Genomic DNA, 13760 nt, shown 5'->3' with positions numbered 1-13760 from the left:
TGCCCTCATTTCCGGCCGGCAGCCTGCTCGACCGCCCGCTCGATCTTCACGTAGCAGCCGCACCGGCAGAGGTTGCCGCTCATCCACTCCCGGATCTCCTCCGGCGAGCCGGTGTGACCCTCCTGGATGCACCCGACGCCGGACACGATCTGCCCCGGCGTGCAGAAGCCGCACTGGAAGGCGTCCTGGTCGATGAACGCCTGCTGGAGCGGGTGGAGCCGGTCGCCCTTCTCCAGACCCTCGATCGTGGTGACCTCGGCACCCTCCAGCCGCACCGCCAGCGTCAGACAGGAATTGACCCGTCGCCCGTCGACCAGGACCGTACAGGCGCCGCAGGCACCGGCGTTGCAGCCCTTTTTCGAGCCGGTCAGGTCGAGATGCTCGCGCAGCAGATCCAGCAGCGAGGTGCGGTTGTCGACCGTGACGGTGCGACGGACTCCGTTGACCGTCAAGGAGATACTGCTGCCGGGCGGCGTCTCGGCGGCGAGCGCGGGCGGCCCCGCGACCAGGCCGCCGACCACGGCGGCTCCTCCTACAGCGGTGGTCGTGGCGATGAAGGTACGCCGGGTGGGCGGCACCGAGGACTCGCTGGCGAAAGTCATGGCTTGGAAGGGACGTTCGGTGGACATGTCCGCTCTCCCTCATTGGTGGCGCGGGTGGTTGTCAAAGGCGTACCGATGGCCCTGCCGCTCCGTATAGGTGCACCGCGCCCGTTGCCCCAGGCAGGCAGCTTCTCCCGGTGGCGTAAGGGCAAAGCATGGTGGCTGTGCCAGAGGACGTGTCGGATTCGGCTCCCAGGAGTACGTCGAGCGCGGCGCACCGGCCCTTCAGTCCCGGGAGGAATATCGACTCCCCCCGGTGCAGCCCGGCAAGACTGGCGGAACAGCGCGAAGCCGCCGACTCCAACGCAGCCTTCCAGCAGCCCCACACCGGGTTCGGAACACCTGCCAAGCATTCACCCTTCGCAACCATCAAGCAAGCGTTGTTGCATCAAGCACCTTTACACTCGCGATCCTCGCGAAGTCCCCTCCGGCACCTCCACCGAAAGCCAGGCGGATACCACCGACGGCCGGAATGGGGTCGGCCGAGTCGTAACCCGATACCACCGACGCAAGCCCGGACGGCGTCCGCGCCCAGCCCAAGGGGCCCGGCTTCGACGGGCGTAGCAGGAGGCTCGTGACGATCAGACGCATCTCCGCCCTGCGCATGGCAGGCCGGGTGAGCACCTCGTGTTCGCTGTCGAACTGGGTGAGCATGCCGCCCAGCAGTTCGCGCACGGCCGACGGGCCGGGCCGCGAGAGATCGAGGACCGGATCGAACCGCACGTCCGACCCAGGGTCCTTTCCGGCCAAAGCCGTCAGCTCCCGGTCCACGAACCGTCGCCCCAGACGGATGGCTAGGGACCCGGTCGGCTGCCGCTCGGGCAGGACGAGCAGCCGCTCATCGGGATTCACCACAGCGGCGACCGAGCGCGTGCTGCTCAGCTGCCGCTTCCCCACCTCCAGGGGCATTTCGCCGAAGACGCCGAAAGCCAGGAAGTACGAGGGGTCGCGTTCAGCGGAGACGTTCGCCTTCAGGCCGAGGTCGGTTGAAATGAAGCCGACGGCGAAGTCCTGGTCGGCGAACCCGTTCAGCCGGAAGTAGCCGGGTTCGGACGACAGCGCCTCGATGCCTCTCACGCTGGCCGGAGCCATGAGTGCATTGACGGAACGCATCGCCTCGGCGGGATCCGGGCATTGCGCCAGCGGCCAGCGGGACAGCAGCGTCTGCCTCATCTCTCCCCCGCTGTCATGAATGCCTCGGCCGGTTCGTACCCGTGATTCCACTCGTAGGTGGCGAGTGGTTCGGCTCCGGTGCACGAATGATCGCGGGCGTGTTGTCGCGGCCCACCGATGCGGCCGCCGATGCCGGCGATCGTGGGGATGGGGATGACGCCAGTCATGAGAGCGCTCCTGCATCAGCCTGGATCCGTCGTGGCGGCCCGTCTGTTCTCCGAACCGGCCGTCACGGTCGCGGATGATCGTGGGCACGACACGGGCCGCGGGGGCACTGATCGTGGTCGTCCCGGCTTCGTACGACACCACTGGCCGCGTACCGTACGCCAGTTGAGGCACTCGTGATGCCATGAGCGGTTGAAGCCTGAGTTCACAGGCCTCACCAACGCCCACACGGTGCTGTGGCCGATGAGCGTCGCAGGCCGTGCGCGGCCGCAGCACCGCAATGTGCCATCCCGCCCCCGAAGGAACGGGACTAACCTCGGGCGGCGAACGCGGTGGCCGCTTCCTCGAAGGACGCGGGTTCACGGCCGAGCAGCATCCGCAGGACGTTGCTGTTGCCGCGCAGGCCATGCCGGTCGTAGTCCTGCCACATGGCACGCATGTCAGGGCCCCGGGACGGATCGTCGGCGACTCCTGGCGGGAGCGGCGCTTGTGCCCAGTCGACCGTCCTCGCCTCGAGTTCCACACCTCGTGCACGTCCCGCGATGCGCAGGGCCTCGGCCGGCGTGGTGGTGGGTCCCGCCAACTCGTAGGTCGCCGCGTCGTGACCCTGCTCGGACAGAACCTTCACGCCGACTTCCGCGAGCTCACGCAGATCGATGAACGAGAACTTGTTGTGGACGTCGAAAGGCAGGTTCACCGTCCCCGCGGGAGCCCTTCCCCACGTCGACAGGACGATCTGGGCGAACATCGAGGGCTGGAGGATCGTCCAGTCCAGGTCCGAAACCCGCATGGCTGCCTCGGCGTTCGCCTTGCGCATGTGGTGGCGGAGCCCCGGGGTGTGCGGATGGAGGACGGACAGGTACACGAACCGGCGCGCGCCCGCGTGTTCGGCCGCCTCCAGCGCCCTGATCGCGAAGACGTCTTCCTCCGGGTGGAACGCCGGAGGGATCATGAACACGAAGTCGGCGTTCTTCACCGCCTGGCGGACGGAATCGGGCTCCGCGAGATCGGCCTCGACGATCTCGTCGGCGCCCAGGGCGGCCACTCGCTCACGGCCCGCCGGCCCGTGCACCACCGCGCGGACCCGGAACGGAGCCCGCCGCGCCGCCTCCAACAGGTACGTACCGCAGAGCCCGGCCGCCCCGATCACCGCGAGCAGGGGCGGCTCTTCGCTGCGTACGGCTTCGGTTTCGGACACTTTCCGGTTTCCTCTCGCTGGCTACTTGATGGCTCCGCAGAACACACTGACGGACTCGTGCCCCGGGATCAGGGATTGATCACGGGCATCCACATGGGTTCGTCACGGCGTCGTACGGCGTCGACGGCCGCCAACGCGTCGCTGAGCGGGAACCGATGCGTGATGAGGTCATCGGCGGTGAGGGCACCGGTCTCCAGCAGGCGCAGGACTTCCAGCGCGTCGTTGCGGGTACAGGCGCGGGTCCCGATGAACCGCCACATGTTCATCATGAGTGCCATCGGTGACTGCTGCAGCGGCGTCATATTGCCTCCCATGTGCACCAGTGCGCCGCCGGTCGCGACCCCGGCCATGGCCTGACCGGTGACCGGCCCGTCGGGGACGTAGTCGAGGACCGCGTGTGCTCCGCCGGGTGCCAGTTCGCGCAGCCGGCCGGCGAGCGCGCCGGTGGTCGCCCAGTCGTCGGGGAGTTCGTCCAGGGCGACGACGCTGGTCGGGATGCCACCGGACAGCCCGGCGACGGCCTTGAGCCGGTCTCTGTGGCGGCCGACGAGGATGAGCTCGGCGACACCGAAGTGCTTCGCCAGCTTGACCGTCGCGCTGCCCATGGCACCCGTCGCGGCGGTGACGACGACGGTGGATCCCATCGGCAGCTCGGCCCACTTGAACGCGCGTACCGCGTTGCCCATGGTGAGAACCTTGGCTGCGACGTCGAACCCGACGGATTCCGGCAGCGGGTCGACCAGCCAGTACGGGATGCGTACGTATTCGGCGAGCACGCCGTTGTGGTACTCGTCGTAGAGGGGCATCGCGGAGTCGTTGAAGGCGGCGTAGCCCATCATCGACTGCTGCGGGCACATCATGTCGCGGTCGGTACGGCAGTAGATGCAGGTGCGGCAGTTCAGGAAGGTGTGCGCCCGGACCCGTTCACCGACGCGGACGCCGGTGGCGTCGCTGCCGACGGCGGCGATGGTGCCGGCGGCCTCGAAGCCGAGGGTGGTGGGCAGGTGCTTGAACGCGCCCATTTTGAGCAACCGCATGATTCCCGGGGCCAGGCCTGCGGAGGCGACCCGCACGATGACATCCATCGGACCGGGCTCGGGGACGGGGATGTCCTCCAGGACCAGGGTGCTGGCGTCACGATGGGCGCGCAGGGCGAGCATCGTGGTCATGAGCGGACCTCCGCGGTGAGGGCCGCGAGCCGTTCGGGCGAGTACGGGTCAGCGGTACGGGAGGTCTTGGCGACCTGCGGAACCTCGCTGCGCGAGAGCAGGCTGACATAGTCACCTGCCTCGGTCGCGACGCTGGCGTGCGAGATCCCGAGCGGGATGCGCACGAAGTCGCCGGGCTCGAGGTCGACCAGGCCGTGCTGGGTGATCAGGGTGCGGTGGCCGTTGGCCTGGTACTGGATCTCGTCGGCGTCGAGGGTACGGCGATAGCGGCGTTCACCGCCGGGCACGGTGGTGACGAGCCCAATGCGGATGCGGTCCGTGCCGTACAGCCAGGTGGTGTCCTGGGAACGGTCGGGGCGCAGGACCTGCAGCCGGCGGTCGTCGTTGTGAACATGTTCAAGCAGCTGCTGTTCGTCGACCCCGAAGATGGTGATGTCGCGGCCGGGTGTGCCCAGGTTCCAGCTGACGGCTTCGTTGGCCGGGGCGGGCTGCCAGCCGGGAAACGGCGGGAACACCGCCTGGGACTCGCGCTGGGCCGCTACCAGCTCGGCGACCGGCGCGGGAATGTAGAACAGCAGGTGACTCGCGGCGCGGCTGTAGTTGTCGTGGGCCACGCCCCGGGGAATGCGGGAGAACTCGCCGGCCCGGTGCTCGACCACGCCGAGTTCGGTCATCAGCGTGCGTTCGCCGGCGATCTGGTAGCAGAGCTCGTCCACGTCGCAGTTGCGGTGGTAGAACGGCTGCCGGCCGTCCAGCTTCTGCCACTCGACGCGGATCTCGTCGTTCTCGTACACCCCGCGCGGCGGGGCGTACGCCTCTTCCTGGTACTCCTGCGGGTAGTGCACCACGGTCAGGGGCGGGTGCTCGTCCCACAGCTTCATGGGCACCTTGGACGGATGCGGTGGCGCCAGCAGCAGGTGCTCGTCGCGGACGACGCTCTGCAGCGGCTGGTCCGATGCCATGACCATGAGGTCCTCGTTGACACTCACGGCAACCTCCTCATTCGGGGTGGCGTCGCTTAATGCGGCTCGGGTTGTCAGCCGATCCCACTGCCCGGAACTCGGCAGGATCGAGGTCTTTTCGGAACGGTTTCGGTGCTGTCTGCGCTGTTATTTCTTTCGTCCCCAGAACATCTCGATGCCGCGCCATTCCATCAACTGCGGGCTGTCGACGGTGTCCCCGAATGCTTCGCGGACCTCCTCGCCGGACCAGTAGGGAATGTCTTCCACCGGGACCTGCTGGAACAGCTTGTCGAACCACTGCCGCAGATGGACGTCGGAGTTGATGCGCGCGGTGAACGTCGGCCCCTTCAGAACCGACTCGGCCAGCACGATGCGGCGCCCCGGCTTCATCACGCGCAGCAGGTTCCGGGCCGTCTCCGCCCAGTCGTCACAGTGCTGGGTCGCCTGGAGTACCGCGACGCAGTCGTACTGTTCGTCGGTCTTCGAGTCGGCATAGTCCCAGCGCCAGCAGCCGGTCTGGCCGTTCCGCCCGGGGAGCTTGCCCAGGACCGCCTTCCGCCCGTCGTGGATGATCTCCACCTCATCCACGGCGCCGTCCGGTCCCACGATCTCCCGCATGTCTTCCAGCCACCCCGCGGGGGCGATGCCCTCGCCGATGAGCAGGACCTTGTCTCCGGCGCGGAGTTCGAGAAGGCCATAGACGATTTCGGAGATCGGCCGGGCCAGCTCCCTCCAGATGTAGGGCAGCCCGCCGGCGATCGACACGGCGGTCCCCCATTTGTGCTGCAGGGTGCTGTCGTGGACTTCCTTCCCGAACATCTCCTCGTCCCACGGCTGGACGTGGTCCCACGGGTTTCCGCCGCCGAAACTGCTCTTGGGATCGCTGCTCACCTGAATTGCCTCCTAAGACGGGGCCGTCACCTATGCGATGGCCGCCAGAATTGACTTTTCCCGACACCGAGGAGGCCGCGGCTCCGGCATCCTCAGGATGGTCTCCACGCGTCAGGCGCAGGTGTTCGCGAGGGTGCCGATGCCCTCGATCTCGATCCGGACCTCGTCCCCGGACCGCAGGAACAGGCCTCGTTTGTGCCCCACCCCGGCCGGAGTGCCGGTGGCGATCACGTCGCCGGGTTCGAGGGTCGTCTGCCGCGACAGGTACGAGACCAGCGCGGGAACCGGGTGAATGAGCTGGGAGGTACGCGCGTCCTGGCGGAGCTCGCCTGCGACCCAGGTGCGCAGGTGCAGGTCATCAGGATCGGCGAACTCGTCGAGCGTGGCCAGGGCGGGGCCCATGGGGGTGAAGGTGTCGAAGCTCTTGGCCGCGGTGACGTTGGCGGCCCGGCCGGGAACGCGCCCCTTCTGGACATCTCGCGCGCTGACGTCGTTGCAGATCGTGAAGCCGGCGACGAACGAGTACGCGGCCGCCTCCAGCACGTCGGTGGCACGCCTGCCGATGACGACCGCGAGTTCGCCTTCGTAGTCGACCTCGTCCGGGGCCGCCTTCGGGAAGCGGATCCGCTCTCCCGGGCCGATCACCGAGGACGGGGCCTTCAGGAAGATGACCGGGTCCTCCGCCATGCCGGCGTACCCCACCTCGGTGCGGTGACCGGCGTAGGCGTAACCCACCGCCCAGATCTTGGAGGGCCTGGGGACGGGCGCGACGAGCTGGGCCTGGGCCATGGGGACCCGGTCGCGAACCGCGGCCGTGGCGATGGACGCGATGTCGAGGCCGGACTGCAGGGCCGCACCGAGGTCGGTCGCGTCGAGGTCGAAAAGGGCTACGGTCTCACCGTCGTCCTCCAGCCTGCCGATCCCCTTGGCCGTGCTGACGAGCCTGGTCACAGGGCCACCGCCTGGTTGTCCAGGCGCAACAACTCGTCCTTGGGGTCACCGGCGCGGTAGCGGGCGACGAAGCGCTCGGGGTTGAGCTCCAGGCCGGAGGGGTTCGCCGCGAAGACGGGGCCGGACATGAAGGCCACCTCCTCCTCCGTGGTGGCGAAGTTGGCGCAGGAGAACTCGACGATGTTCCCGTCCGGGTCGCGGTAGTAGAAGCTGGTGGCCTGGCCGTGGTTGGCGGCACGGTGCGGGCGCGCACCCAGGGACGCCATGTGCTCGTACTGGGTGACCAGGTCACCGAGCGAGCCGACACCGAACTGGAAGTGATGCAGGCCCGGCCCTGACGCGTCGGTCCCGATCAGGCTGTCGATGCCGAACAGCGCGAGGACCTGGCTGCTGTGCGGGGCGTCATGCACACGGAAGAAGCCCAGTCGGACATCGACCGCCCGCTCGGGCATCCCCGCGGGACGCGGCGGGGCGTCGGGGTCCGGGGTCCGCTCGTAGAACGGGCCGTGTCCCAGTACGTGTGTGTAGAAGGCGGCCATGTCGTCGTAGCGGCCGGTCTTGAGCACGAGTTCGGCTATCTGCAGCGCGACGGCCTGTGTCTCGGTGGCCGCGGGGGCGGTCGTGCTCTGGGGGGTGGTCGTCATCGTGAAGGACTCCTTGCCCGTCAGACGGTGGGGTGCAGCGGCCTCGAGGTGCGGCGCGTGATCCGCCACTCCCCGCCGGAGTGGCCGAACCGGTGAACGGTGTTGAGGACGCGATCCAAGACATAGGCGCCGTCAGGCTGCCGAACGTGCAGCAGAACCATGGCCTGCAACTCGACCCGCTCGTGGCCACTTCCGTCGTCCTCGTCGTCCTGACCGGCGACGACCTCGTTGACGAGCACATGGACGGTCTGCCGTGCGGTGTCGGCCTCCCGCGCGTTGAGAAAGCCGAGTATCTCGTCCCGCCCTCGGAAGACCCGGCCGTGTGCCTCGAACTCGGCGTCGTCGGCGAACGCACCGATCCCGGCCGTGGCCCGGCCACTGTCGATGTCGCGGTGGTAGCTGACGACCAGGGCCCGACAGTGGCCCACAGCATCGCTTCGATCGGCCGGAGACACCACGACGTTCTCCTATCTCTTGAACTGGGGTCAGCGTAGCACTGAAGCCATCTTGCCGACAGATGCCTGACCCATCTCGCCCTTCCACAAAACTGCCTGAACATGCGACTCTGACTCGGGTTCAAGAGTTTGGGGTCGCAACTGACCCAACCCGTGTTCAGGAAGGCAGGTCCCCTGTGTCTGACCGCAACGAAAGAGCCGGATCCCGGCGTGTCCTGGTCGTCGGGGCGGGCCCCGTGGGCCTCTCGCTCGCGATCGAGCTGGGGTGGCGCGGTGTGCCGGTGACGGTGATCGACCAAGGCGACGGCCGCGTGCCCTTCCCGGCGGGCGAGGCGATCTTCTCGCGCACCATGGAGCACCTTCGGCGCTGGGGCTGTGCGGAGGAGGCGCGCGCGGAGTCGGCACCGCCCACGGACTATCCGCACCGCACGGTGTTCGCCACGTCAGTGACGGGACACGTACTCGCCGAATTCGACTACGGGGTCACCAACCGGTCTCCCGGCGTGTACGGCTCCCTGACGCCGGAGGGCCCCGCGTTCCTGTCCAAGTTCTCGTTCCTGCCGTTGCTCGAACGGACGGCGCGAGGCCTGCCCTCGGTCGAGATCAGGTTCGCCACACGCCTGGAGACGTTCGACCAGGACTCCGACGGTGTCCTCGCCGTGGTGCGTGACCTGGAGAGCGGCGCCTCCGAGACACTGGCCGGCGCGTACCTCGTGGCCTGTGACGGGGGCCGCAGCGGCGTCCGGCGCGCACTGGACATCGAGTTCGAGGGCATGTTCGCGCAGGGCCAGAACTTCGCGGTGCACTTCCGTGCGCCGCAACTGTCGGCCCTGCTCCGGGAGCGGTTGGGCGGCCCGGCGGTGCAGATCCACACACTGTCGTCGGCGCGCAGGCCGTACATCACGGTGGTCAACGGCGTGGACGAGTGGCGGCTCTCGGTCTACCTGGAGCAAGAGCCGGAACCCGGGGACGCTGTCGCCTGGGTGCGGGAAGCCGTCGGTGCGCCCATCGACGTGGAGATACTCGCCGCCCAGCCCTGGAGCGGGCACTGCGTCGTGGCCCGCAGCTACCGCGCGGGGCGGGTGTTCCTCGCGGGTGACTCGGCACATCTGCTGTGGCCGAAGGGAGGCTTCGGCGCCAACACCGGGATCGGCGACGCCGTCGACCTCGGCTGGAAGCTCGCCGCGGTCCTTCACGGCTGGGCGGGCCCCGCACTGCTCGACAGCTACGAGTCGGAGCGGCGGCCGATCGCCGTCCGCAACGTCACGGAGGCGTCGAGCAACTGGCGGTCCGACTCCCGGCTCGCACCCGACGCCGCACTCGGCCGCGCGGACGCGGAGGGCGACCGGGCCCGCGGTGAGATGGGCGAGACGATCCGCCGATCGAGGGGCAAGGAGTTCCGCTGCACGGGCATCCAGCTCGGATACCGCTACAGCGGCTCCCCGATCTGCGTGCCGGACGGCACCCCGGAGCCGCCCGACGAGCCGGACGACTACGTCCCGTCGACCTGGCCCGGTTGCCGCGCACCGCACGCATGGCTACCCGACGGCAGTTCGGTGCTCGACCACTTCGGCCGCGGGTTCGTGCTCGTGGTCTCGGGGTCGGCGGACCCGTCCGCGCTGGTGGGGGCCGCGCACCAGCGTGGCGTGCCGCTGACGGTGCTGCGCCTCGCCGATCCGGCCGCGGCGAGGCTCTACGAGAGGCCGCTGGTGCTGGTCCGCCCCGACGGGCATGTCGGGTGGCGGGGCGAGCAGGCTCCGGCCGACCCCGGTGCGGTGCTCGACCGGCTGCGCGGGGCGGAGGCCGGGAATCCGGCCGCGGGTTCGGTCATGGTGACGCGGGCGGTGTCGGCGGGAGTCGCCACTCGCCAACTCTGACCACTCGCCGACTCTGGCCGTCGCAACTCCGACCGCCACAACTCCGACCCGCCGCGATCAGCGGTCATGTCCTCTTGATCGGTGAACGCCCCGCCAGGACGGACTCCATCAGGAGGCGGATCATCTCGTGTGCCGGTCTGTTCCGGTCGTTGGGCACGTTCGCGCCTTCGAACACGGCGACCACGGTGTCGCGGAGGAGCGCGGCATCGATGTCGGGGTCGCCGTCGAGGCCGCGCTCGGCCACGACCTCGTCGACCAGTCCGACGATCCAGCCCAGGAAGGTGTTGTGGGCGGCCCGAACCGCCTCGGAATGCGGAAGCCGGTCGTGCATGGCCTGGTGCAGCGGCCGGGAATAGCGCATGTCGGACAGCCCCCGCACCAGCCGGCTCAGCGGGTCGGCGCCCGCCTGCTCCGCGCTGAGGGTACGGATCTCGCGGCTGAGCATCCGGTCCATCACCGCGGCGAAGATGTCGTCCTTCGAGTCGAAGTACCAGTACACATTGCCCCTGGCCACCCCGGCGGCGGCGCTGATGTCCGCCATCGTGGTCTTGGCGTAGCCCTTGGCGAGAAAAAGCTCGGTGGCCGCGGCCAGCAGATCACCTGCCCGCTCTTCACGGGGGATCTGTTGGCGGTTCCGCGGCATCCCGGACTCCTCTGATGTGTTCAGCTCGTCTCAACTGAGTGTAGACAGCCAGCTGAACCGGCCCGACGGCAATGAAGAGTTCTTGCCGAAAGGTAGACATGGCTGTGTCCCCCTGCCTGGGGCAGGGGGACACAGCCATGTCGGTCTGCTGACCGGAGCTTCGGCGGCCGAGAGGTTGTCGGCCGAAAGCGCGGTCCGGTCGCGTCAGGGCACCAGGACGATTTTCCCGCTGGTGCGACCGGTCATGACCTGGCGATGGGCGGCAGCGGCTTCGTGAAGCGGGTAGCGGCCGGCGATCAGGACGTTCAGCCGCCCTGCCTTCGCGGCTTCGGTGAGCCGCAGTCGGGCGGCGTCCCGGACCTCCGTGCCCGGATCCGCGCCGGGCCCGCCGCCGAGGAGCTTGATGCCGGCCTGGGCTCCGCGCGCGAACCCCGCGATGGTGGCGATGCGGGAACGGTCCGCCACGACTTCAACGGAGACGTCAACCGCCTCGTCGGTGCCCACCAGGTCGGCCGCCGCGTGGACACCCTCCGGCGCTGCCGCGCGTACCCGGTCGACCAGACCGGGCCCGTACGCGATCGGAATCGCCCCCAGCTCGCGCAGCATGTCGTGCTTGCCGGGGCTCGCCGTTCCCACGACGGTGGCGCCGCCCGCCACCGCCAACTGCACGGCCAGCAGGCCGACTCCTCCAGCGGCACCATGGATCAGCACCGACTCGTCCTTGCGCAGGCCGATCGCATCGAGAACGTGTGCGGCGGTGACGCCGACGACCATCAGGCCGCCGGCCTGCTCCCAGGACAGCGCGGCGGGCTTCGGCACCACCGACGAGGCCGGAACGACGAGTTCGGCGGCGTACGCGCCGGGTGCACGATAGGCGATCACCTCGTCGCCGACCTCGACCGGACCTGCGGGACCGGTCGCGTGGGCGCCCACCGCGGTCACCACACCCGCCGCCTCGGCGCCGAGCCGCATCGGCAGTTTCGCCGGATCGGTCCCGAAGGTGCCGTCGTACATCTTGTGGTCGAAGGGGTTCACCCCGGCGGCGCGGACCGCGATGCGCACCTGGCCCGGCCCGGGGTCCGGGACTGCCACATCGATCACCGACAGCACCTCGGGATTTCCGTACGCGCTCGCCACTACTACTTCACTCATGTCACCAACTCAGTTCCGAGGGACTCATTCCCGCACCGTCGCAGTCGCTCGCGTCGTCCCGCACGGTGCTGAGCAGCCGTGCCCGCCACGAACCGTGGACTGTCATGCAGGGGTGTCGATGCTCCAGGACGTGACGAAGTCGGGTACTACCTCGACCCAGTTGGGACCGAAGCCCGGCCCGAGCACTTCGCCGCCCTCCGTGTGCAGGACCGCTGCTCCCTTGATGAGGATCCCGCGCGGCTGCCAGGTCTGCCCGTCCACCACGTCGTCGACCACCAATGCCGCCTGTGGGTTGACGGTGAGGTGACGGATGTAGAGCCGCTCCTGTCCACGCCCTTCCAAGACGCGCCCCCCGATCTTGATCACCTCACGCTCCGGATCGAAGTGGTACGCGATGGGCACCACGTGCGGCTTTCCGGACGTACCCGTCGTGGCGAGCCGCCCGAGAAGTCGTTCGCCCAGGTAAGCGACTTCCTGCGCGCTGAACCTACCCATGTCGATCTCCGTTTCGTTGGTTGGCACTCCGACGTCCACGGAACGTCTGCTCACTGCGGCAGCGGCTGCCGGTAGCGGAAGGCGAGGTCGGAACGGCGGCCGCCGGACAGTACGGCGCCCTCGGCGGCGAGCAGCGCGTCAAGTGCCGCGGACTGGTCCTCCAGGCCCGGGATGCAGATCGTCTCGCCCAGCCGGAGCCCGGCGAGGCTGGCTCGCGCCACCTCCTCGGCGGTCATGACGACGGGGACGGTCTGTCCGATGCCCTGGTGGAACTCGGTGGCCACCGGGCCGGGGCAGACCACCTGGGTACGGATCCCGGTGTCCGCGAGTTCGTGGCCCAGGGTGCGGGTGAAGGCCACGAGGGCGGCCTTCGCCGCGGCATACAGGGTGCGGCGGGGCGGACGCGGATCGGTCTGTCCCGCGCTGAAGGCGAGCAGCGAGGCGACCGTGACGATCGTGCCCTCGTCGGCGGCGAGCATGCCGGGAAGTGCGGCGCGGACGAGCTGGACGTGCGCCTCGGCGTTGAGCGTGATCAGGTCGTCGATCCTGGCCGGATCGACGTCGATGAGCGAGGCGTAGCCGCCGACACCGGCGTTGCTGACCAGGACGCGGACGTCCCCGGCGCTCAAGCGGTCCCCCACCTTGGCGATGCCCTCGCGGGTGGAGAGGTCGGCGGGAAGGACCTCCACCGCGGCGCCGGCCTTACGCAGTTCCTCCGCCAGATCCTGCAGCCGGTCGGCACGACGGGCCACCAGGACGAAGTCCGAGTCCGCCGCGAGGAGACGGGCATAGGCGGCACCGATACCGGAGGAAGCACCTGTTATCAGAGCAAGGGGCCTAGTCATGACGACATGGTAATTCAGCAGCTTGCCAACCGACAAATGCTTGATACTCATTAAGGTGCCTAAGCCTTTCCGCGCCTGAATCGGCGAACCGGAGGGGCGGATGAGCCGCGGCGGGCGCTCGGGAGATGGACCGAGGGGCCACACCGCCGTTCGCTGCGTGTCCCCTCCTGTGGTCTGCGTTCAGGCGTGGTGCTTGTCGAGGAAGTCGGTGATGAGCTGCAGCCACTCCTCGGTCCGCTCCAGCATCGGCAGGTGGCCGGTGGCGATTTCGGCGAGGTGGGCGCCGAGGATGGTCTCGGCGAGGTGGCGGTGCAGGGTGGTGGAGGTGAGCCGGTCGTCGGTGGTCGAGATGACCAGGGTGGGGGCCGTGATGCCGGCGAGGTCGTCGCGGACGTCGACCTGGCCGACGAGGTCGGTCTGCTCGGAGCTGCCGTCGGCCGCACCGGCGGCGACGTAGCCGAGGGTCTGCTGCAGTTGCTCGGCCGGCATCGATTCCAGTGCCTGGGTGCCGAGGGCCACCATGAGCTGGAATTCGGCG

At 68.9% G+C, this 13760-nt stretch carries 15 protein-coding genes; 1 reads left to right on the top strand and 14 read right to left on the bottom strand.

Going from position 1 to position 13760, the window contains the following annotated elements; genetic code table 11:
* Positions 1-5: 5 nt before the first annotated feature.
* The 9 genes from OG828_RS47235 to OG828_RS47195 all read right to left on the bottom strand — a co-directional run bounded on the left by OG828_RS47235 (position 6) and on the right by OG828_RS47195 (position 8213).
* A complete protein-coding gene (locus OG828_RS47235) occupies positions 6-629 on the bottom strand; it encodes a (2Fe-2S)-binding protein (RefSeq protein ID WP_328504665.1) in 624 nt (207 codons plus the stop codon).
* Between the two features lie 342 nt (positions 630-971).
* Positions 972-1775: a hypothetical protein gene (locus OG828_RS47230; RefSeq protein ID WP_328504664.1), complete on the bottom strand. Its 804-nt coding sequence runs from the start codon at positions 1773-1775 to the stop codon at positions 972-974.
* Positions 1776-2250: 475 nt separating this feature from the next.
* Entirely contained in the window at positions 2251-3138 is an 888-nt protein-coding gene (locus OG828_RS47225; RefSeq protein ID WP_328504663.1) for an SDR family oxidoreductase, read from the bottom strand.
* A gap of 68 nt (positions 3139-3206) precedes the next feature.
* Positions 3207-4307 (bottom strand): zinc-dependent alcohol dehydrogenase, encoded by a 1101-nt coding sequence (locus OG828_RS47220; protein ID WP_328504662.1) that lies wholly within the window; start codon positions 4305-4307, stop codon positions 3207-3209.
* Positions 4304-5296, bottom strand: a complete 993-nt coding sequence (locus OG828_RS47215) for a hypothetical protein (protein ID WP_328504661.1) — start codon at positions 5294-5296, stop codon at positions 4304-4306. Before OG828_RS47215 ends, OG828_RS47220 begins: the two co-directional genes overlap by 4 nt.
* A gap of 120 nt (positions 5297-5416) precedes the next feature.
* A complete protein-coding gene (locus OG828_RS47210) occupies positions 5417-6160 on the bottom strand; it encodes a hypothetical protein (protein ID WP_328504660.1) in 744 nt (247 codons plus the stop codon).
* Positions 6161-6271: 111 nt separating this feature from the next.
* Complete coding sequence (locus OG828_RS47205; protein ID WP_328504659.1) at positions 6272-7111, bottom strand: fumarylacetoacetate hydrolase family protein; 840 nt, start codon at positions 7109-7111, stop codon at positions 6272-6274.
* Positions 7108-7755 carry a VOC family protein gene (locus tag OG828_RS47200; protein ID WP_328504658.1) on the bottom strand — a complete coding sequence of 216 codons (648 nt, stop codon included), beginning with the start codon at positions 7753-7755 and terminating at the stop codon, positions 7108-7110. Before OG828_RS47200 ends, OG828_RS47205 begins: the two co-directional genes overlap by 4 nt.
* Positions 7756-7775: 20 nt before the next feature.
* Entirely contained in the window at positions 7776-8213 is a 438-nt protein-coding gene (locus OG828_RS47195) for a nuclear transport factor 2 family protein (RefSeq protein WP_328504657.1), read from the bottom strand.
* Positions 8214-8386: 173 nt separating this feature from the next.
* Here OG828_RS47195 and OG828_RS47190 point away from each other — a divergent pair, with 173 nt between their 5' ends.
* The gene (locus tag OG828_RS47190; protein WP_328504656.1) at positions 8387-10087 is read left to right on the top strand and encodes an FAD-dependent monooxygenase; all 1701 of its coding nucleotides are present in this window, start codon (positions 8387-8389) and stop codon (positions 10085-10087) included.
* 64 nt (positions 10088-10151) lie between these two features.
* On the opposite strand, the gene OG828_RS47185 is transcribed toward OG828_RS47190, so the two are convergent.
* From OG828_RS47185 to OG828_RS47165, 5 genes are all read right to left on the bottom strand, one after another.
* Positions 10152-10730, bottom strand: a complete 579-nt coding sequence (locus OG828_RS47185) for a TetR/AcrR family transcriptional regulator (protein WP_328504655.1) — start codon at positions 10728-10730, stop codon at positions 10152-10154.
* A 204-nt stretch (positions 10731-10934) separates the two neighbouring features.
* Positions 10935-11882 (bottom strand): quinone oxidoreductase family protein, encoded by a 948-nt coding sequence (locus OG828_RS47180; protein ID WP_443062480.1) that lies wholly within the window; start codon positions 11880-11882, stop codon positions 10935-10937.
* Positions 11883-11984: 102 nt separating this feature from the next.
* Positions 11985-12377, bottom strand: coding sequence for a pyridoxamine 5'-phosphate oxidase family protein (locus OG828_RS47175; protein WP_328504654.1), 393 nt, complete (start codon positions 12375-12377; stop codon positions 11985-11987).
* Between the two features lie 50 nt (positions 12378-12427).
* Positions 12428-13222 (bottom strand): SDR family NAD(P)-dependent oxidoreductase, encoded by a 795-nt coding sequence (locus OG828_RS47170; RefSeq protein ID WP_328504653.1) that lies wholly within the window; start codon positions 13220-13222, stop codon positions 12428-12430.
* 180 nt (positions 13223-13402) lie between these two features.
* Positions 13403-13744, bottom strand: coding sequence for an alpha/beta fold hydrolase (locus OG828_RS47165; RefSeq protein WP_328504652.1), 342 nt, complete (start codon positions 13742-13744; stop codon positions 13403-13405).
* Positions 13745-13760 lie beyond the last annotated feature (16 nt).

It is taken from the genome of Streptomyces sp. NBC_00457 (assembly GCF_036014015.1).
Classification (GTDB): domain Bacteria; phylum Actinomycetota; class Actinomycetes; order Streptomycetales; family Streptomycetaceae; genus Streptomyces.
This window is presented reverse-complemented; position numbering and strand designations above follow the sequence as displayed.

Coding starts and splice junctions, on each gene's coding strand:
- OG828_RS47175 (WP_328504654.1), bottom strand. CDS start 12,377: ATGGGTAGGTTCAGCGCGCAGGAAGTCGCTTACCTGGGCGAACGACTT.
- OG828_RS47200 (WP_328504658.1), bottom strand. CDS start 7,755: ATGACGACCACCCCCCAGAGCACGACCGCCCCCGCGGCCACCGAGACA.
- OG828_RS47220 (WP_328504662.1), bottom strand. CDS start 4,307: ATGACCACGATGCTCGCCCTGCGCGCCCATCGTGACGCCAGCACCCTG.
- OG828_RS47165 (WP_328504652.1), bottom strand. CDS start 13,744: ATGGTGGCCCTCGGCACCCAGGCACTGGAATCGATGCCGGCCGAGCAA.
- OG828_RS47170 (WP_328504653.1), bottom strand. CDS start 13,222: ATGACTAGGCCCCTTGCTCTGATAACAGGTGCTTCCTCCGGTATCGGT.
- OG828_RS47230 (WP_328504664.1), bottom strand. CDS start 1,775: ATGAGGCAGACGCTGCTGTCCCGCTGGCCGCTGGCGCAATGCCCGGAT.
- OG828_RS47180 (WP_443062480.1), bottom strand. CDS start 11,882: ATGAGTGAAGTAGTAGTGGCGAGCGCGTACGGAAATCCCGAGGTGCTG.
- OG828_RS47185 (WP_328504655.1), bottom strand. CDS start 10,730: ATGCCGCGGAACCGCCAACAGATCCCCCGTGAAGAGCGGGCAGGTGAT.
- OG828_RS47235 (WP_328504665.1), bottom strand. CDS start 629: ATGTCCACCGAACGTCCCTTCCAAGCCATGACTTTCGCCAGCGAGTCC.